The sequence below is a fragment of the Bacteroidota bacterium genome, assembly GCA_018816945.1.
Classification (GTDB): Bacteria; Bacteroidota; Bacteroidia; order Bacteroidales.
The window spans coordinates 21,627-42,581 of record JAHIVC010000059.1 but is presented as its reverse complement, the minus strand read 5'-3'; the positions used below and the strand labels follow the sequence as shown (position 1 = coordinate 42,581).

General features: G+C 36.8%; 19 protein-coding genes. 7 read left to right on the top strand and 12 right to left on the bottom strand.

What is annotated here, in order from left to right:
* Positions 1–34: 34 nt before the first annotated feature.
* Positions 35–1,333: a UDP-N-acetylmuramoyl-tripeptide--D-alanyl-D-alanine ligase gene (locus tag KKG99_09050; GenBank protein ID MBU1013143.1), complete on the top strand. Its 1,299-nt coding sequence runs from the start codon at positions 35–37 to the stop codon at positions 1,331–1,333.
* Positions 1,334–1,335: 2 nt separating this feature from the next.
* On the top strand, positions 1,336–2,400 hold the full coding sequence (locus KKG99_09045) for an anhydro-N-acetylmuramic acid kinase (protein MBU1013142.1): 1,065 nt from the start codon (positions 1,336–1,338) through the stop codon (positions 2,398–2,400).
* 35 nt (positions 2,401–2,435) lie between these two features.
* On the opposite strand, the gene KKG99_09040 is transcribed toward KKG99_09045, so the two are convergent.
* From KKG99_09040 to KKG99_08990, 11 genes are all read right to left on the bottom strand, one after another.
* Entirely contained in the window at positions 2,436–2,996 is a 561-nt protein-coding gene (locus KKG99_09040; protein ID MBU1013141.1) for a Spy/CpxP family protein refolding chaperone, read from the bottom strand.
* A 21-nt stretch (positions 2,997–3,017) separates the two neighbouring features.
* Entirely contained in the window at positions 3,018–3,554 is a 537-nt protein-coding gene (locus KKG99_09035; protein MBU1013140.1) for a periplasmic heavy metal sensor, read from the bottom strand.
* A 9-nt stretch (positions 3,555–3,563) separates the two neighbouring features.
* Complete coding sequence (locus KKG99_09030) at positions 3,564–4,019, bottom strand: hypothetical protein (GenBank protein MBU1013139.1); 456 nt, start codon at positions 4,017–4,019, stop codon at positions 3,564–3,566.
* 28 nt (positions 4,020–4,047) lie between these two features.
* Positions 4,048–4,623: a sigma-70 family RNA polymerase sigma factor gene (locus KKG99_09025; protein ID MBU1013138.1), complete on the bottom strand. Its 576-nt coding sequence runs from the start codon at positions 4,621–4,623 to the stop codon at positions 4,048–4,050.
* A gap of 628 nt (positions 4,624–5,251) precedes the next feature.
* Positions 5,252–5,719 (bottom strand): V-type ATP synthase subunit K, encoded by a 468-nt coding sequence (locus KKG99_09020; protein MBU1013137.1) that lies wholly within the window; start codon positions 5,717–5,719, stop codon positions 5,252–5,254.
* Positions 5,720–5,737: 18 nt separating this feature from the next.
* A complete protein-coding gene (locus KKG99_09015; protein ID MBU1013136.1) occupies positions 5,738–7,555 on the bottom strand; it encodes a hypothetical protein in 1,818 nt (605 codons plus the stop codon).
* A gap of 8 nt (positions 7,556–7,563) precedes the next feature.
* On the bottom strand, positions 7,564–8,172 hold the full coding sequence (locus KKG99_09010) for a V-type ATP synthase subunit D (GenBank protein ID MBU1013135.1): 609 nt from the start codon (positions 8,170–8,172) through the stop codon (positions 7,564–7,566).
* A 4-nt stretch (positions 8,173–8,176) separates the two neighbouring features.
* Complete coding sequence (locus tag KKG99_09005; protein MBU1013134.1) at positions 8,177–8,671, bottom strand: DUF2764 domain-containing protein; 495 nt, start codon at positions 8,669–8,671, stop codon at positions 8,177–8,179.
* Between the two features lie 11 nt (positions 8,672–8,682).
* Positions 8,683–9,285, bottom strand: a complete 603-nt coding sequence (locus KKG99_09000; GenBank protein ID MBU1013133.1) for a hypothetical protein — start codon at positions 9,283–9,285, stop codon at positions 8,683–8,685.
* Between the two features lie 102 nt (positions 9,286–9,387).
* Complete coding sequence (locus KKG99_08995; GenBank protein MBU1013132.1) at positions 9,388–10,698, bottom strand: V-type ATP synthase subunit B; 1,311 nt, start codon at positions 10,696–10,698, stop codon at positions 9,388–9,390.
* Between the two features lie 3 nt (positions 10,699–10,701).
* Complete coding sequence (locus KKG99_08990; protein ID MBU1013131.1) at positions 10,702–12,474, bottom strand: V-type ATP synthase subunit A; 1,773 nt, start codon at positions 12,472–12,474, stop codon at positions 10,702–10,704.
* 558 nt (positions 12,475–13,032) lie between these two features.
* On the opposite strand from KKG99_08990, the gene KKG99_08985 reads away from it, so the two are divergent.
* The 5 genes from KKG99_08985 to KKG99_08965 are packed head-to-tail and all read left to right on the top strand — an operon-like array spanning position 13,033 to position 17,441.
* The gene (locus KKG99_08985; protein MBU1013130.1) at positions 13,033–13,722 is read left to right on the top strand and encodes a MotA/TolQ/ExbB proton channel family protein; all 690 of its coding nucleotides are present in this window, start codon (positions 13,033–13,035) and stop codon (positions 13,720–13,722) included.
* Between the two features lie 6 nt (positions 13,723–13,728).
* Positions 13,729–14,139 carry a biopolymer transporter ExbD gene (locus KKG99_08980; protein ID MBU1013129.1) on the top strand — a complete coding sequence of 137 codons (411 nt, stop codon included), beginning with the start codon at positions 13,729–13,731 and terminating at the stop codon, positions 14,137–14,139.
* Positions 14,139–15,011, top strand: coding sequence for a hypothetical protein (locus KKG99_08975; protein MBU1013128.1), 873 nt, complete (start codon positions 14,139–14,141; stop codon positions 15,009–15,011). The genes KKG99_08980 and KKG99_08975 overlap by 1 nt, the downstream gene beginning before the upstream one ends.
* 54 nt (positions 15,012–15,065) lie before the next feature.
* The gene (locus KKG99_08970) at positions 15,066–16,145 is read left to right on the top strand and encodes a 4Fe-4S binding protein (GenBank protein ID MBU1013127.1); all 1,080 of its coding nucleotides are present in this window, start codon (positions 15,066–15,068) and stop codon (positions 16,143–16,145) included.
* A 9-nt stretch (positions 16,146–16,154) separates the two neighbouring features.
* Positions 16,155–17,441, top strand: coding sequence for a bifunctional folylpolyglutamate synthase/dihydrofolate synthase (locus tag KKG99_08965; protein MBU1013126.1), 1,287 nt, complete (start codon positions 16,155–16,157; stop codon positions 17,439–17,441).
* A gap of 449 nt (positions 17,442–17,890) precedes the next feature.
* Here KKG99_08965 and KKG99_08960 read toward each other — a convergent pair whose 3' ends face one another.
* Positions 17,891–20,860 (bottom strand): T9SS type A sorting domain-containing protein, encoded by a 2,970-nt coding sequence (locus tag KKG99_08960; protein MBU1013125.1) that lies wholly within the window; start codon positions 20,858–20,860, stop codon positions 17,891–17,893.
* Positions 20,861–20,955 lie beyond the last annotated feature (95 nt).

The window sequence follows — 20,955 nt, the reverse complement described above, 5'->3', positions numbered from 1 at the left end:
TAATTTCGGGAGGGGATTTTTTTATCTTTGAATTATGGTTTCATCATTAGACGAATTATATCAACATTACCTCAAATATCCGCAAATATCAACGGACAGTAGGGCAATCTCATCAGGATCCATTTTTTTCGCGCTTAAAGGCGAGAATTTCGACGGGAATACATTTGCCCTGCAAGCCCTAAATCAAGGATGCAGTTTAGCCGTAGTTGATAATATCAAGCTGAAAAATAAAGAACTCTGTTTTTTTGTTGAGGATGTGTTACTTACGTTACAAGCGCTCGCAAAACTCCATCGTAAAAAACTAAACATACCTATCATAGGAATTACAGGAACCAATGGCAAAACAACCACCAAAGAACTTATGAATACTGTTCTTTCAAAGAAGTTTAAAACCTATTCCACCAGAGGTAACCTCAATAATCACATTGGAGTACCCCTAAGCATCCTTTCCATAAATAATGATGTGGAAATAGCTGTTATTGAGATGGGTGCCAATCATATTGGAGAGATTGAAAACTTATGTAACATTTCAAATCCAAATTGTGGATTAATCACCAATATTGGGATTGCACACTTGGAAGGATTTGGTAGTTTTGAAGGAGTTGTAGAAGCAAAAACGGAGTTATACCGACACATGGAGGCTCAACCAAACACTGTCACTTTTGTTCATCATGATGACTCTCTCTTAATGAATAAGTCTGAAAATCTTCAAAAATACACCTATGGTTTTACGGATAAGGCAAATGTGAAATTCAATAAAATTAATTGCGATATTTTTGCCACAACAAATTGGCAAATTAATGGTAAAAGCCTGACCATCAATTCAAAATTAATTGGAGACTATAATGTGCCAAATATGATGGCTGCCATTTGTATTGGTCATTTTTTTGAAATTCCGAAACTTTTAATAAAAGAGGCCATTGAGGAATATGAACCAAAAAACCAACGATCGCAACTATTGCAAACACCAAACAACCGATTAATTGTTGATGCATATAACGCCAATCCAAGCAGCATGGTCAAAGCCATCGATAACTTTGCAATGGTAAAAGCGGATCAAAAAATATTAATCCTGGGAGATATGCTCGAATTGGGATCAGAAAGCCAGGGTCTGCATCAGGATATTGTAGATCACATTTTAAAAACAGGGATCAAAAAAGTAATATTAATCGGGTCGCTATTTTCACTTTGCGAATTAAATTCAAATTGGATTCATTATAAAACCACCGATCAGGCTTTAGATTATCTAAACTCGAATAAAATAAAAAATTACACCATCCTGCTTAAAGGATCGAGAGGAATGCGGCTCGAAAAACTTATTGAAACCCTCTGACAATGAAGCAATATAATGTTATTGGATTAATGTCCGGCACTTCTCTCGATGGATTGGATATTGCCTCTTGCAATTTTATTCAGGAAGAGGGGAATTGGGAATTTAAAATTCATCATGCCGAAACCATTCCTTACCCTAAGGAATGGATAAAAAAGCTGACCGAAGCTCCATTTTTGTCGGCAATTGCGCTCAAGCAACTTGACTTATCCTATGGAAAATATTTAGCAGAAAAAACATTAACTTTCATTGCAAAGCATCAGTTAAAACCTGATTTTATTGCTTCGCACGGGCATACCATATTTCACCAACCTGAAAAAAGCTATACTTTGCAAATCGGAAATGGAAATCAAATAGCCGAAACCTTGAAACTGCCAGTAATTTATGATTTCCGATCACTGGACATTTCATTAGGAGGGCAGGGAGCTCCCCTTGTTCCAATTGGAGATCAATTGCTTTTTAATGATTTTGAAATTTGTTTAAACCTAGGTGGATTTGCTAATATTTCATTTGATTTGAATGGAAGAAGAATGGCCCAGGATGTTTGTCCGGTAAATATGGCATTGAATTTTATTAGCCAAAAGGAGCATCAAAAATATGATCATAATGGACAAATGGCCCTGAAAGGCAAGATTAATTCTGAACTGCTGAAAACCTTGAACAATATTTCATTTTATCATATTGATCCACCAAAATCATTATCGCGTGAATGGTTTGAGTCAGAATTTCTTTCTATCCTGCTTAAATTTCCAATTTCCAATTTTGATCTTCTTCGCACGGTTACTGAGCACATCGCTTTTCAAGTATCAAATTCATTTATGGTGAAAGATAAAGGAAAGGTTTTGATCACGGGAGGAGGAGCACACAATACTTTTCTTATACAGCGTATTCAAACACTAACTAATCTTAATTTGGTGATTCCTGATCATGCCCTGATAGATTTTAAAGAAGCTGTTGTTTTTGCTTTTTTGGGGATTCTCCGGATACGGGATGAAGTTAATTGTTTGAGTTCAGCTACCGGAGCTAGACATGACAGTAGTGGAGGCAGAATTGCTACATCTAAAGAATAGCATAAAAAAAGCGGCCCGATCAGGCCGCTTTTCAATTATCTGGATTTCATTCCGAAACGAGAGTGCTTAGCTCCCATACCAGCTCTTGCATTTCCTCTGGCAAATTGCCTATTTCCTTGTCCGCCGGTCCTACTATCAAATAAAACACGTTGGTCCTCTGTAAGCGAAGCCCTTACCTGTTGTTGGTGCGCTATTTTAAGTTTCATTTGCTTTGAAGTCAAGTTTGCAATCTCATCAACTACTTTATCAATTTCTTTTTGATTTAAATTTTCAGCAGTTGTCAGGGTTCTTAAATGTGCTCTTTTCTCTTGCATTTCATTTCTAATCGGGAGCATCTCTTTGAGGTGATTTGTTCTAAATTCCTCCATTTTCCCAATTTGTTCTTCACTTAAATTCAATCCCATTATTCCCATTCCTCTTTGTCCAATATTCAGATTGCCCATTCCTTGTCCTGGATTTTGATGCAATCTCATTGCCATTGCTCTTTGATTTCCATCGAATCGTTGCATGCGCTGAGCATAAATATTGCCTGACATAAATATGGCTGCTAATATAACTATGCCATATATTCTTGTTTTTACATTCATTGTTTTCATTTTTTTAGTTTTAAAATGTTACTAATTACCTTTTCCTCTTTGGATGTTTCTACTTCTATAATTCTTCCCTCTTCCTTGTACTTCCGACCATCGGCTATAATTATCATCCATCAACGATCTTTGAAATAATGTTACAAACTTATCAAATTGAGCATCTGTGCAATTATTTTTAATGATCAAAAAATGATCGATGGTCTGTCGTTTAATCTGTGCATGCAACTTTCCTATATCATCTGCCATAGCAAACATTTTTGCTGTATCCGGATTTGCAGACGACATTTCGTTTATTAAAGCTAACCTGATTTGATGCATCTCATCCATTCTCATTCTGGTATCGATCATGAACTTTTTTCCTAATTTGCCAAATTCGTCAATTTGCTGTGCGTTCAGATTAAGTTCCTGCCTAAAATCCCTCATGGATGTTCGTTCCGTTTCAGGCATTTTATTTATGCGATTTCCATATGAATGATAAACAATGGTCGAAATAGATGCAATATTTATAATTAACAGAACTGCAATAACTAAAATGACAATATTTCTTTTTGAAAAATAGTTCATGGTCTGGCTTTATTTATCAATTAAAAAAATTTCGAAGGGCTCGTAATCCATTTCGTTGAATAAAAATTCATCAACTAAGGTCCGGTTATCAGCACTGGCGATTTCCTCCCCTTCTGATACATAGCTATTTCCAAGACCGATACCTATATAGATTCCAATTATCAGAATTGCAGCAACCATAATAGGTTGCAGGATACGCCTGATATTGAACAAGACGTTTGTACTTTGCCTGTTTTCAATTTCCTGCAATATTCTGGTATGCATAAAAGGATCAGGAATTACTCTCTTTTGCTTATCAAGAATTGATAATGTAGAAGACATTTCCCTAACTAATTTCTCACAAGAACGACATTCAGATAAATGTGAATGAAAGAGCCCGCTCTTTTCCACATCCATCGACCCATTTAAAAAAGGGTTAATTAGTTTATGTACTTTCTTGCATTTCATTTTGTTCTGTTTTTTCATTAGACTATTTATCTTTTAAAAACTTGCGTTAATTCAAATTCTTTTTATAATACTTGATCAGCTTCTTTTGTAAATTCAGCTTTGCGCGATGAATGAGAGACTCTACTGCCGGTAATGAAATATTCATGATTTCGCCTATTTCATTATATGAAATTCCATCAAGTTTATTTAGGCAAAAGGCAATTCTTTGATTTTCGTTCAAACTATCTATTGCCTTAAATAAAATTCTTGATCTTTGTTCCTGCTCCATCTCAATATCTTCTTGTTCACTTTCATGGTGAACCCTTAATTTCGAATCACTTGAACGTGATAAAACATCCAGTTCAGTAGTTTTGACCTTTTTATCAGCTCTGATAAAGTTCAATGATTTGTTTACCGAGATGCGGTAAATCCATGTAGAGAGTTTGGCATCTCCCCTAAACTTTTGAATTGAATCGTAAATTTTAATAAAAACTTCTTGCGTTAAATCTTTGGCATCGTCGACATCATGCACAAATCCATAGCAGGTGTTTAATACCATCTCCTGATATTGATCAACCAACTTTTTAAAAGCTGCGTGATCCTTTCTCTTAACACCTTCTACAAGATCTGATTCACTTATCATAAAATCTGAGTATTCACCTTATCTGCCAAATTAACACTAACTTGATTTAAAAACAATATTTTATAGACACAATCTTACTTGATTTCTTTTGGAAGGTTTAACATTTATTATGAATTTTTAAATGAACTATCTCGCAGCAAGATGACGAGGTATCAATTTGAAATTTTCTTTATTTACGATGTAAGTATCTGATTATAAACTCATTTATCCCGATACGCGGAGTTAATCCCGCTCAAGCGGGGCTATCGGGATTCCTGCCTGTAGTGCTGATTAGGCAGGCAGGCGTACATCTTACAGATTTAAATGCACTATCCCGCGTAAACTGCGGGACAGGCTGTTTTTGAAATCTGAGTTTCACGAAAAAAAAGGTGGGTCGATAAAACCCACCTTACAATATTTTTATCAGATACTTAGGAATGAAATAAAATTTGCTGAATATAATAGGAACCTGCACCAGCAATATAACCTGTAAGCGCCAAAAGGCTTATTCTTTTTGTATACAAATGAAATCTATTTTCCCCATACCCGTGGCTGCAACACCTGCATAGAACAGATAATCAAAAAATACTTCCACCAGTAACGGCACAATAAGCCAGAAATTCCCAGCAAGAAAAATGTAGCTATAAAATTATGCTGTAGGAATACCTCCCATTCCAAATACCATAGCCAAAAGTGCAACAGTTTCGATAATACCCATAGCTGCTATGTACATACCGGCTCCTTGTTTACTATCAACAGCTAGGTTAGAACATGCAGCGGCACCAACTTTTCCTTGAATAATTGCTGATGCTGCAATGGCACTACCAACGAATAAAGCTATAATCATTTGGTTTGGATAACTATCAGGATTTAAATTTGCTTCAGCCAAAGCATTTGAAAAAATCATACCGTAGATAACCTGACTAAGAGGCATACCTACCATAGCTAATGCTAATGAAGGTAATTTTTTATTGTCTTTTATTGATTGTTTCCAAAGCCCCATGGCTCCATAAGCGGCGATTCCTGTTCCAATTGCCGAACCTATTCCGGCTATACCTAAAGCAATGGCATGTCCGCCTAAACCTTGCACTATTGTTAATAAAATTGTTGATGTCATAATTTCATAATTTAGTTATTAATTATTATTTGATTTTTTTAATGTAAATGGATTAAATTCATTTCCTGAAAATTCAACGCCAGCATGTCCTGCATATTCGAGCATATTCAATCGCACGCCATGAACAATAACGGCCATTGCAGCCAATATCATGTTGAGTCCGTGGCCCAATATTAATATAATTACTGCAACAATTCCTGAAGATACCGTAGTTATACCATCACCAATAGCCATTTGGTTAAAACTAATAGCCATTAAAACAGTTGCAATACCAACAGCGTAAAGTCTTATGTATGAAATTATATCAGAAAATCCACTTATTAGGCTTAGTGGTAACCCACCTAGCGATGATATAACTCCTTTAAAAAAATTGGTTCCCGGATTTGAGAACAAAGCAATAAGTAGCCCACCTCCTATAAATAACCAAATCACAAGTTCGGGTGGTTCTAATCCTAATACCATCTGATTTACTATAAAGTATAAGCTCCATATAATTGCAATCCAACCAAGTTCAGCTATTGCTTTTACGCTGTTGATATATTTTAAGCTTTTTTGAATATGCCCGATAGACAAATGAATGGCACCAATAATGAACATGAGTTTTTGTATAAAAATTGGGTCACCGCCAAAACTTGATAGCTTGTCAATAATTAAACTACTGAAAAATGGTATCTCTGCTATTTGTTTGGCACCAAAATATGTGCCTGTGAGTACCCCCCAAAACAAAACAGATACAGAAAGTGTGTATATGAGAGAAAACTCAATTTTAGGCTTGAATTTTTGCTTGCTATGTACAAATAATGTAACCAATAGAAAAACAAAACCGTAACCGGCATCTCCTACAAGTATTCCCGTAAAAAAAGTAAAGAATATCAAAAAAATACGTGACACATCTATTTCGTTATAACCGGGCACAAGTCCCATAAAGCTCATAACCGGTCGTATGCGTTCGACCCATTTTGGTGAATGAATGAGTGTAGGAACTTCCTCCAGTTCTTCCTGAGTTGGATCCTGAATTAGGTATCCCCAGTTATGCTCTTCGGCAATATTTATGAATTTTCCAATTGATTGTTCGGGGATATATCCTTTCCAGTATCTGAATTGATTCTCTACCTCAATACCGCCGTATTGTACGTTTCTTACTAAATTTCTGCGAACCCGTTCGTTTAATGCATCTCTTAAAAATGAAATTTGTACATGAAGTGTTCGCAGTTTTTCATCTGCTACTTCTATTTCTCGATTGGTTTTCTTAATGCAGTCTTCAAGTATAGTTAAACTGTATGTAGGAAACTCAACTTCGTTAGATTCTAATTTTTCGTTCCTGTTTTCAGTGATTAACACGATCCGATTCATTTTATCCAATTTTCCGACAACAACTATATCATCTCGGTTAGACAATTTTTGAACTGCATCATCTTTTAAGAGGTATAGTTTTAAGTAAATACCCTTCTCTTTTAGATATTTGAATTCAGTTAATGATACATTACCCCAGTCATTATACCAGTGTTTGGTATTTTGAAGTTTTTGGGCAAGTTCAATGTTTTGGTTTCTTGTTTCTTCTGTTTGCAGCACCTGTTCCATTAAAGAAATTTCTCCCTTTGGCATGTGTGAAAACTTAGGTTCAGCATCACATTCGTGGCCGGTAAGCGGGTTGTTGTCATATCTTTCCAATATTGATATGGCTACTTTCATTTGCTTAATACGTGCATTTACTCTATCTATTGATTCGTCTTCTGCCGGTTGAAAAGGTTTTATATGCATTATGCCGAGTTGACCTAAAATGGTAAGATCTGCATCTATATCAATTTCTGACATAAACAGCGTAATTTTCTTCATTTTTGTGATCATATTTTCACCTCCTCTGCTTTTTTTGTTTTCACCACTTTAGCAGTCGCAATCATGAGCCTTTCATCGTCCTGAAGCTTCTGTCCGATTTTCCGAATAGCTGTTTTAGCGTTGGGTATCCTTCTGTTTTCAAATAGCTTTATTCGTGCGCGTACTTCGAGTAATTCTTCTTCAAGTAGTTCTATTTGAGCCTCAAGGCATTTTATTTCTGCCAATAACTGAAGTTGATCTTGCATCAGCTCAACAGCACTATCAACCCAAAGCGGCGTCTCGTCGGTTATGGGTGCAACATCGAAATCTACTTTATCGAATTGGTGTACCCGAACACCTGCAACATCCACCGGTTTTGTAATAACTTTGTTCACAGATATATACGAGCTGATGTCAACCCACGAATCACTTATTACTGCAATCCATGGCTCGGCTTCTTTTTTGTTTTGCTCAATGGCTTCCTTTATCCGTTCAATATTTTCAGCAATGGTGTTAATGGTTACCATTAACGATTTTTCCATTGCTTCAAACAGTGGAAGCATGCGTAAAGATACTTTAAGAATTTTCTTTTGTCTGGCTCTTTCTGTTTTTGTGTATTTTATTTTTAATACTGCCATAATGCTACAATTCCTCCATTTTTTTAGGTGGATTTACTACCGATTCGAGTATTTCCCAGCCTTTTTCTGCACTGAATGAATTTAGTCTGTGGAGAATTTGTAACTTGAGTTTATAAATAAATACTGCAGTAACAGAAAATATTTCTCCCGAATCTATGTTGGTTAGTTGCTCCCATTGCCATTTCATAATACTTTTTTCGCGATCGAGCGGATTTTGTTCAAGCACAGTTTTAGGTACTATTGCAACAGCCGGGTTACGTTCATTTTTTTTCGCATTTCGTATTTCGAGAACATCGGCCTTTAGTTGCTCACTTACTTCTGCAAATTTTCTAAGCTTTCCGGTTTCTGCATCAATTATGTTTTTTAAATCGAGCTCCTGAAGTCTTTTAAAATTTGTTGACGACAATTGTTCTTTCGCCTCAATGTGAAAACTATCAAGTGAAATGGGAGGCGATTGCCCGAAAGTCAAAGATGGTAAGCTACTAATAAGATAGACCACATTCGACATAATTAACCCTCCCTGCTATTTGTGATTCGTTCTACCAAATCCTTATTTAATAATGTAAATAGCCCTTCTTCTATATCTTTAGAGGTTATTACATACTGAATACCCTCATTATCATTGCATATAACAGAAATTTTGGCTTCACTTTTCTCAAGTGGTTTTACTTCTATTCCTTCTTTTAAAGCACTACTTACAATAAATGATTGCATATTTTGCACCTGTGCAGGTGAAACTTCTACTGTTTTGTTGCCAGGTATTGTTTCCAATACTACTTTTAATAACTCTTTAAGGTATTCTTCCTGGTTTATAAGGCTCTCGCATTGTTTTCCAAAAACTACTTTAAGGTGTTTGGTTATGGCAATTTTTGTTGCCTCAACCATATCGCGTGCTGCTTGCGAAATTGCTGCTTTTGAATTTTTTTCAATTTGAGCAGCATCATTCTTTGCTTTTTCTATTATTTCCTTGCTTTTGGCTTCTGCTTCGGCAAGCACTTTTTCCGCTTTTTCGTTTGCAGAGTCAAGCAAACGCTTTTTTTCTTTTTCTCCGGCTATGATTCCTTGCTCCTTTATCTTGGAAACAATTCCCTCCAGATTTTCCTGATTCTTCATTTTATGATTATTTAGTATGAAAAATATATATTTTTGCTCTATAATTTCGTTAAATTAACGAAACACAATAAGGTACTTTTGAGTTTGTCGATCACGGCATTTTCACTTTTTGTCCCAGTATTGTTCAATAAGTTTTTTACTTAAACCTGTTTCTTCCGGGTTAAAGTGTCTTCTAAGTACATCCCAACACATGTCAAGTGCATTGTTCAATTTTATTGGGTCTCCGAATGGCTCTTCGATATGGTCAATAAAGTCGGTACGATAGCGGAGCAGTTTCTGTGAAAATTCATCGTTGGCAGCTCCTACCTCTGCTGCTTCATGTGCTTTTTCCGCATCGGCAAGCAGCGATGCCATTGCTGTCATTATTGCGCGATGATCGTTGCGGGTGCCACTGTTAACCTGTTGTTTTAATCTTGATAACGAACGTGCAAGTTTGAGTTTACCACCCTCGAGGAAAAATTGTCCCTCGGTGATGTAACCTGTATTGTCAGGAACCGGATCTTCCAATGATTCAAGTGTGGTTGCACCAATAATTGTTATTGACCCTGCACCTTCAATATCTGCTGCCACTTCGTAACGGCGCGCCAATTCGGAGTAAAGAGAACCCGGGTAGCCCTGCAATGAAGGAATCATATCCTGATAGTTGGCAACGTTACGGAGTATGTTAGACCAGTTTGTCATATCGGTAAGCAGAACAAGCACATCTTTGCCATCATCAGCAAATTCTCTTGAAATGCTCAACGCCACATCAGGCAGCATAAGTCCTTTAATCTGTGGTTCTCCGGCGAGGTGGGTAAACATGATGGTTTTATCCATATTACCTGAAGTAGATAACTCATCTTTGAAATACTGGTACTCATCGTATTTAAGGCCTATTCCCGCAAATATAATTACATCAACCTGTGCACCTTTGGCAATTTGTGAGAGCAAACGATTGTAAGGTTCGGTAGGACCGGCAAAAATTGGAATTTTTTGTGATTTTACCAGTGTGTTAAAAACATCGATCATAGGAACACCGGTCCACATGGGTTGTTTGGGTACAAGACGAACAGTAGGGTTGAGTGTATCGAGTCGTGTTGAAAGTTGTTTATTGTAAATAATTTCGGGCCCATTATCAGCAACATTTCCAACTCCATCAAAGCTCCTGCCAAGCATGTTTTGTGAAAATCCTATTGTCATTGGTGCTTCATGCATTCTTATTCTTGTTCGTGTGCTTAAACCCTGAGTGCCATTGTAAACCTGAAAAGTCGTGGCATCTTCGCTTATATTGATTGCTTTGGCAAACGAAATGCTCTGGCTGTTTTCAGCATTTAGCAGCTCAACCACGTGATTAAGAGCTACTCCCGGATTTCCTTCAACAGAAATAAGGGCTTTGCCAATTTTGCTGATTTTATTTATTTCTTTTCTTATCATTATTTATAGTTCTTTTTGATGAATAAATTGATTGATTTTTTCCGGAAGTTTTGCAATTTCTTCATCTGATTTGGCACTTTCGTTCCAGTCTTTCCACCATTGACGTAGGTTGTCAAATTTTGATTTTATGAATAGTTTAAACTCATCGTCTTCTTTATTGTCCTGTGTAAATTCAATATTGCTATCTATTAAATCCTGAACTGATTTGTTGATTATATTAAGTCTTTCCGGACGGGTACAAGCGTCTAAATCGTGAAATCCGTTTTGTTGTAGTACGCAAAAATCAATGGTTAGTCCTTTTTGGAAATGAATATATTTGTCCACTGGTACTTTTTTAAGCCCTATTGTGCTGATGGTTTGGTCAATTCCGTTAGCTTCATATAGAGTAGAAAGTATTTTGTTTCGGTCGTCCCATGATATAAAGCTGTCGTAAACTGATGTTGTATAAGCCAGCGGGTCAATAGCCGGATATTTTTTTGCATCAGCCCTGTCTTGCGATAAACCCCAGAAACCTCCTGTTGAGTCCATTGTTGCCTGTGTTACAGGCTCCTGAAAGTTACCACCTGCAGGTGAAACTGTTCCGATAAATGTAAGCGAACCACCGGTTTTTGCATCTGCCCCTGCACGCTGATACATACCTTTAATCTGGTCGGGAATATCCATTGGGAAGGCTTCCGGTCCGGGAATATCCCCCTGTCGTCCGCTACGTTCACGCAATGCTTGTGCCCATCGCGATGTAGAATCGGCAAGCATAATTACATTAAATCCTTGATAACGATAATATTCACCAACGGTAAGCGCGATAAAAACACTCGCTTCACGAGCAGCAACCGGCATTGAACTTGTGTTTCCGAAAATACACATACGGTTCATCAGTGATTCGCCGGTTGACGGGTCTTCCAGCTCTGCAAAATCTTTAAATACTTCTACAGCTTCTCCGGCGCGCTCACCACAGGCTGCCATTACAATGATGTCGGCAAGTGCATACTTACAAAGCATATGTTGCATTACTGTTTTACCCGCACCAAATGGGCCGGGGTTTCCAACCGTTCCACCGTAAGCTACAGGTGCAAGCAGGTCGATTATGCGCACTCCGGTTGATATGGTTTTTTTTGGAATTGTACGTTCTTTGAACGGAATCGGACTTTTTACCGGTTGTCTGAACACGAGTTTTAATTCATGGGTATTGTTCAATTCATCTTTTACAACAGCAACGGTTTCTTTAATATTTATTGATATTTTTTCAATAATACTCTCAACTGTACATTTGCCCAAGATAAAGGGTACCAATATTTTATGCTCAAATCTTCCCTCCGGAACCGAGCCAATTGTGTCGCCTCCGTTAACAGTATCTCCTTTTTTTATCGAAGGTGTAAACTCCCAAAGTTTTTCTTCATCCAAAGCAGGTGCCTTCATTCCCGGGCGAAGATAGGCGTCTTCTTTGCCTAGGGTGTAGAGTGCATTTTGCAAACCATCCCAAACACTTGTGAGTAGTCCGGGACCTAACAGAACTGACAATGGGGTGCCTGTAAACTCGACCAAATCACCAATTTTTGCACCCGTGAGGTCTTCAAAAACCTGCATTTCCACAACACCTCCTGTATCCTTATTTGTTGGATCGGGTTTTATTTGAAGCACTTCTGCCTGAAGCAATTTCCCTTCTACTGCTATTTCGGCTGTTTCTCCCATAATTACTTCATCAAAAAAACGTGCCTGAACCAACGAGTCCTGAATTGCTATCAGTTTTCCTGTTCGTTTTTTTTGTTTTTCAATCATATATTATTGCGTTACAAGTGTCAATTTTTATAATACTCCAAACTCTTTCGGACAAAAAATTGCCCTAGCTCAGAGAGTATTTTTTGGCTTGACAAAAGTATATTTTATTTCTTTATTTTCTCTCTTTTTTTTGAATATTAACAACGTTGGCCGAACAACAAGAATAGTATTTTTCACTTGGTTTAATGCAGTCGTTGATCACAATAGAATGTTAAAACAGCTATTCAACCCTTTCCATTAATCGGTACCATTCTCATAAGCAAATAAATGTATAACTCTACGTTTCATTGAGATATAGGTAATATCTATTTCCCAAACTTGATTTGTTCTTTCGACTGATTCTCGAATACGAAGAACCCTACTTGCTAAAGAGGATAAAGAAATTTATTTAATATGAGTCAACAAAAACAACTGTTAAAATTATATGATGAAAATGTTTCTCAGATAATATTTCCTTAAAAACATAGTTATATTAACAAATCAATGTTTAAAATTAGCGTCTTTTAAATCAGGCATGATATCGATTAGTAGTACATTTATTTTAAAAAATTAATGATAATGTTAAACTTTCTTTTACTACAACTTGCCACCCAACCAAATCTGGCTGGCGAAGAACCAACTGAGATCACTTTATCAGTTCTTGAACTTGCAATTAAAGGTGGATGGATCATGGTTATCCTTGGGATTTTCTCCATCATTGCAATGTATATTTTCATCGAAAGATACTTTGCAATTATGAAAGCTTCCCGTGAAGAAAATAATTTCATGAACAATATCCGCGATTTCATTCATGATGGAAGAGTAGATTCAGCATTATCTCTTTGTAAGAACAATTCCAGCCCAATTTCTCGCATGATTGAGAAAGGGTTAAAACGAATAGGAAAACCACTTGGTGACATAAACGCCGCAATCGAAAATGTTGGAAAGCTTGAAGTATCGCAGCTTGAGAAAAACATTGCAGGTTTGGCAACTATTTCGGGTGCTGCACCTATGCTGGGATTTTTAGGTACGGTAATTGGAATGATTAGGGCATTTTATGATATGTCGATGGCCGGCAATAATATTGACATCTCCTTACTTTCAGGAGGGATTTATCAAGCCATGGTTACTACGGTTGCCGGGTTAATTGTGGGTATTATGGCATACATTGGGTATAATATGCTGGTTGCCAGAATAGAAAAACTGATCTACAAACTTGAAGCAAGGGCTACCGAATTTATGGATTTGTTACACGAACCTGCTAATTAAAATCAAATGGCCATTCAATCAAGAAATAAGCGAAAAACTGATTTTAGCACCGCATCGATGTCCGATCTGGTTTTTTTACTATTGATCTTCTTCATGCTCACTTCTACTTTGGTTAGTCCAAATGCAATAAAGCTGCTCCTTCCGTCCAGCAGTAGTAAAACCATGGCTAAGCAAACCACAACGGTATACATCAACGATCAGTTTCAGTATTTTGTAAATGAAAATATGGTGACTAAAAATCAATTGGAAGATCATATTTACAGAAATATCAGTGGAGAAACAGAAGCTTCAATTGTATTGAGATCGGATCAAAGCGTACCCGTTCAATATGTTGTTGACGTAATTGATGCTGTAAACACCATTAATAAAAAACATACAACAAAACATAAGGTAATTCTCGCCACAAAACCGCGATAATGAGCAACAAAAAAGAAAAAATAAAGGGAGTTATTGGAACAATCATTTACCATTTACTGGTTTTGTCAGTTCTGCTATTTTTCGGTTTAACAACCCCTTTGCCATTACCCGGTGAAGAAGGTGTAGAAGTAAACATAGGGAACAGTGATCAGGGAAGCGGTGTTATTCAGCAAGCTATTCCAGAAGAAGTATCGCAGGCATCTGAAAAAAAGGAAGAAGTTGCAGAAAAGAAACAGGAAGAAAAGGTGGTTGAACTCCCACCGGAAAAGCCTGTTGTTAAAGAAAAAATTGTTGAAGAAAAGATCATTCAACAGGAAACCGAGGAAACACCTGCCATCATCAAGCCTGAAAAAAAGAAAGAAGAAGTTAAGGAAGAAAAAACAGTGCCCGTTGTTAATCCAAATGCCTTGTACAAAAAGAGAGAACCTGTCGAAAAACCTGTCGAAAAAGTCCCTGAACCTGTAGTCAACCCCAATGCACTTTATAAGAAACCGAGTGGTACCAACCAAGGTGTTGCAGGTGGTACAGGAGATCAAGGTCAGGTTCATGGAACTCCCGAATCGGTAAACTATGAAGGACTCGGTGGAGAAGGATCAGGAATTTCATACAGTTTAGAAGGGCGTGGTGCTAAAGTTATCCCTAAACCAACCTATACTTCGCCTGAACAGGGCCGGGTTGTTGTAAATATTTGGGTCAATCGTGAAGGGTTGGTTGTAAAGGCAGATGATGGAGCAAAAGGAACCAATATCTCCGATATAAACCTTCGTCGCCTGGCCAGAGAAGCTGCATTACAGGCAAAATTTTCGGAAAATCCATCCGCTCCAGATTTACAAAGAGGAACAATTACCTATAATTTTATTCGCATCAATTAATTTTTGTCTGAAGGCAATTCTTGAATTTGTCTAAAAAAATACTAATTTGCCCTCATGAAAAACATCTACCAGGAACTTGCTGATTTACTCGATCAAATACCCAATGGTTATCCAAAAACCAAAAGCGGCGTTGAATTAAAAATATTGGCTAAACTTTTTACTGAAGAAGAAGCAAGGCTAGCAACATCATTAAGCCTGATTCCGCAAAGTATCAGCGAAATTGCTATAAGAGCATCCTCGGATGAAGCATTGGTTAAATCCAGCTTAATAACCATGGTTAAGAAGGGCTTGATAGAACTTCGCCGTGAAGAAGCTAAAGGATTGGTTTTTTCCCTGATGCCTTTTGTTGTCGGGTTTTACGAACGTCAAAATGCTAAAATCGACAAAGAATTTGCTGAACTTTTCGAGGAATATTACCATGAAGCATTTCATCATGTGATGATGGTCGATCCTTCTGTTCATCGGGTAATTCCTGTTGAGAAAACAATCCCCGTGAACATCGACGTGATGCCTTATGAAAAAGCTTCTACATACCTGAATGGAGCTAATTCGTGGGGAGTATTAAAGTGCATCTGCCGGGTTCAGAAAAACTTAATTGGTCAAGGCTGTGATCATCCCATTGAGAATTGCCTTGTTTTCTCATCAAAAGTCGGAGCCTTTGACCGAACAGATGATATTCGATCACTTACAAAAGAGGAAGCCCTAAAAATACTTGATGAAGCAGATAAAGCGGGTTTGGTCCATTCAACCAATAATGCACAACACGACGTAACCTATATCTGCAATTGTTGTAGTTGCTCTTGTGGGGTTCTCAGGGGAATTACCGAACACGGCAGCCTAAGTGCCATTGCCCGTTCCGATTTTTACGCGGTGGTTGATCCCGATTTATGCAATGGTTGTGAAGTTTGTATCGACCGCTGCCAGTTCAATGCCCTATCAATAGATGATGGGATAAGTGTTGTAAATACCACTTTTTGTTTTGGATGCGGGCTTTGTGTAAGCACCTGTTCCAGCGAAGCATTAAGCTTAGTACAAAAAGGTGCAAACAATATAAAAATCCCCCCGTTAACAGAAGAAGATTGGAGGAAGAAAAGAAATCTGGCACGACAAAGCAATTCAACGCAAAACGCTTAATTTTGCCCCATGAATTACACAGAAACACTTGACTATTTATTTAGTCAATTACCCATGTATCAGCGTGTGGGAAAAGTTGCTTATAAAGCGAATCTTGACAATACCATTGCCCTTTTAGGAATTTTGAACAATCCGCAAGCGCATTTTAATTCCATTCATATTGCCGGAACCAATGGCAAAGGTTCGGTTGCGCATATGCTGGCTTCAATTTTTCAAACCGCAGGCTATAAAACCGGACTTTATACGTCGCCGCATTTGAACGATTTCAGGGAAAGGATCAAGATTAATGGTCAAATGATACCTGAAGAAAAGGTCATTGATTTTGTAGAAAAATATAAAAGTTCATTTGAAACCATTAAGCCTTCATTTTTTGAAATGACTGTTGGCCTGGCTTTTCAGTATTTTGAGAATGAAAAAGTGGATATGGCCATCATTGAAACAGGCATGGGTGGACGACTGGATTCAACCAATCTGATAACTCCAGAATTAAGTATCATTACAAATATCGGGATGGATCATATGCAATTCCTGGGTGACACATTGGAGAAAATTGCAGGCGAAAAAGCCGAGATTATTAAAGTAGAGATCCCGATAATCATTGGAAAAAGACAATCGGAAACTCAGCAAATTTTTATAGAAAAAGCATTGCAGCAAAAAACGAATATCTTTTTTGCTGAAGATATTTTTGACGCAAAACAACTGACCAATTCAACGCTTGAATTCAGCGAATATGATGTTTGGAGAGCATCCGAACTCTATATCGAACATTTACAATGTCCTTTATTAGGAGCGTATCAATCAGAAAATATTGTGACGGTGATACAAGCATGCGATTTGTTAGCTGATAAGTACGGACTTATTGTACCTATAGTAAAAGAAGGCATCGAAGATGTTTTAATCAATACCGGATTAAAAGGCAGATGGCAAATCCTTTCAAAAAACCCACTCACCATTTGCGATACAGGGCATAATAAGGATGGGATCACAGCGGTGGTCAATCAATTAAAAGGAATACAGTGCAATCAATTGCATTTTGTCCTTGGTTTTGTGAACGACAAAAATATTTGTGACCTATTAAATTTACTACCTCGCAATGCAACTTACTATTTTTGCAAGGCCGAAATCCCGCGTGCACTGGATGAAAAAGTACTAGAAGAACAAGCCCATAAAGCAGGGCTAAGAGGGCAAAGTTATGGTTCGGTAAGAGAAGCATATAATTCGGCGGTAAATAATGCTACCAGTAACGACATGGTTTTTATTGGTGGAAGTACTTTTGTGGTGGCGGAAGTTGTTTAGAATGTTGGGATGGCTTCCGCTAAAGGGCGGAAGTTGTCCTGTCTCTGACTGCATCTTCATTCAGTTTAATAATTATTGTAATAAGGTAGTATTACCTACCTACTGAGCCCCTACAAAATAATAAATTCTTTTCGGTTTATCCATTGGGTTAAAGGATTTCTTAGATCACGGACATACATAATGCTGAATTTTGCATTTAAAAGTACAAAATTAAGCTTGTTTTTGTAAATTTAATTACAATATTTTGCCTATAGCCATGGGATGGCTTCCCGTTTCCACTAATCAATCACCCACAATTAGAAAAAATAATAAATACCCGATGGCCCCTAATATAATTAACCATAAAACCCAACTACATCCCAAATTCTTTTTTATCCGCCAGCCCGGGTAAATATTCATTTTATCCGGGGGATTTATGTTAAACTTGGCATTGTCACTGTTCATCAATCTTAATGAATAATAGTAAACTTATGGGTATGGTTTCCTTTCTTGGAGGTGATTTTTAAAAAATAAGCCCCGTTTGAAAATTGAGAACAGTCAATTATTTTTCTATAATTACCGATTACTAAATGCTCTTCAAACTTCTTTAAAATCTTACCATAACTATCATAGATCTCGAAAGTGTAAGGTTCATTAACACAATCCTTAATTTCAATGGTTAGCTTATCATTGGTTGGGTTTGGAAATACTTTCAAATTAGCATTTTGGATATCATCATTTATTCCTGTTGTGGTTGTTCCAAAAGCCTTTAGTTCATTAATGATTGCTTTAAATTTATGAGTAGATGGAGCACTAGATTGCGTAATTTCCACTTTAATATATTTTGCAATCGTTGGATTTATTATGATACTCTGATATGATTTATCACTAGCATAATATATACTCCCCAGATAATATGCATTTGTATTTGATTCTTTTTGCGAAATAATCTTTGTCCAGTTTGAATTATCTACAGATAGTAAAATGTTAAATGTTTGATTATGACCACTCCATAAGATACCTAAAGAATCTAATACATAAGTTTGTTTCAATCCAATTTTTAACCAAGATGGTAAATTTCCATCATTTGCCCAAAATGAATTCAGGTCATTATCGTTAGAGAAGTAAGCATAACGTACACCTTCATATGAACCCTCTGAACTGGCCGATGCAACAGCTCCATTTGTAGAAAGGGCAAGATTACTGATATTATTATTTGATTTCAAGATTGTGATATTGCGTGTGTTAGATTTTCCACTATAAGTCGCTGTAATTGTACATGACTGGTCGGAATTGACTGAACCGGTTGTTAAAACTCCGCTTGAATTAATGGTTGCATAGCTTGAATTCTCGCTCCATGTTGTAGAATTTGTTACATTTTGGGTAGAGCCATCAGAATAATTTGCAGTACAGGTATAACTTGCATAACTGTTTTCATTCACAGAAGTCGGACCATTAATGGTTATTGAAGAAAGTGAAGCAGCAACATCTTTAATTGTGATATTGTGAGTGACAGATTTCCCACTATAAGTAGCGATAATAGTACAAGACTGGTCAGAGCTGACTGAACCGGTTATCAAAACTCCACTGGAATTGATTGTTGCATAGCTTGAATTCTCGGTCCATGTGGCAGAATTTGTCACATTTTGGGTAGAGCCGTCAGAATAATTTGCAGTACAGGTATAACTAGCAGAACTATTTTCATTCACCGTTGTTGAACCACTTATGGTTATTAATGACAGTATTGGTGTTGAGGTAACATTTTTAATTGTAATATTGTGTGTGTCTGATTTGCCGCCATAAATAGCAGTAATTGTACAAGACTGATCTGAATTGACTGAACTTGTTGTTAAGATTCCATTAGTATTTATAGTTGCATAGTCTGAATTATCACTCCAAGTGACAAAGGTTACGATTTGGGAACTCCCGTCAGAATAATTAGCTGTACACGTATAACTAGCAGTACTATTTTCATTTACTGTAATTGGGCCACTAATTGTTATTGTCGACATTGTAACAGGAATATTCTTAATTGTAATCCAGTAACCAATAGTCATTCCCCCATAACTTGCTCTAAGATAAGCGGCTTTATCATCATTAACAGACAAAGTTGTTAACGTGCCACTTGAGTTTATATTTGCATAGTCTGAATCTTCACTCCAAGTTGCAGAATTTGTTACATTCTGGGTAGTTCCATCAGAATAATTTGCAGTACAGGTATAATTTGCCGAACTATTTTCATTCACCGAAGTCGGACCACTAATTGTTATTGAAGATAGAGTTCCGGGAATATTTTTAATTGTGATATTGTGAGTATCAGATTTTCCTCCATAACTTGCCGAAATTGTACAAGATTGGTCTGAAGTAACAGAACTGGTTGTTAAGTCTCCACTTGAATTAATAGTTGCATAACTTGAATTCTCACTCCATGTGGTTGAATTTGTTACATTCTGGGTAGAGCCGTCAGAATAATTTGCAGTACAAGTATAACTAGCAGAACTATTTTCATTCACCGAAGTTGAACCAATAATGGTTATCGAAGAAAGTGTTGGAGCAAGATTTTTAATTGTGATATTGTGAGTATCAGATTTTCCACTATAGCTTGCTGTAATTGTGCAAGACTGGTCAGAATTGACTGAACTGGTTGTCAAAACCCCGCTCGAATTGATTGTTGCATAATTTGAGTTCTCGCTCCATGTTGCAGAATTTGTTACGTTTTTAGAAGACCCATCCGTATATTTAGCCGTACAAGTATAACTTGCCGAACTGTTTTCGTTTACTGAAGTTGACCCACTTATAGTTATCGAAGACAGTGGGGGAGGTAATGTATAATAAACTTGCAAATAGGGCCGGTAAGTGTTATTAGAATAACCAAAAATAGATGATCTATTAGCGTCATCACCACCTTCCATCAAACCGATTCCAAAATACCTTTCAGCCGCAGAGCTTAAAGATTGTAATTCGTGTACAGCCCGAGCATTCAATTCAATCTTAACCCACTTATCTTCAATGGATTTTAAAGCATCTCCATAATATAATGAATTTGATGAAGATATTGAATTCCAAAGATCTACCCCTCTATCTCTAATATGAGCTTCTGTCAAATGAGTTATAATTAAGTAGTGATCCCATCCTCCTGAATTATATGGCCATAAATAAAGCTCTATTTTTTGAATAGTTGCTAATGTTGGGATCCAAGATTCTATATTAAAAATAATAAAACCTCTGTGTGGCCATCCTAAAGTAGGTTTTCCAACATGAATTTCATTGTCAATATCATCAACATTGCCATTATAATCCTTCTTAACACTTCCAGTCCAACCATTTGATTGTTTTGGAAATACTTTTACAGAATATGAAGATTGACCTAATACACTAACACAAAATCCACTAATAATTATAGTTAAAATAATTTGTTTTAAGAAATTACTAAGATTCATATCTCTACGTTTATTGAAATAAGGCAATTTTTAATATTTTCGATATTAATATTCTTTATTTTTTTGTGCTAAACGTTGTTCGTGATGATAATCGG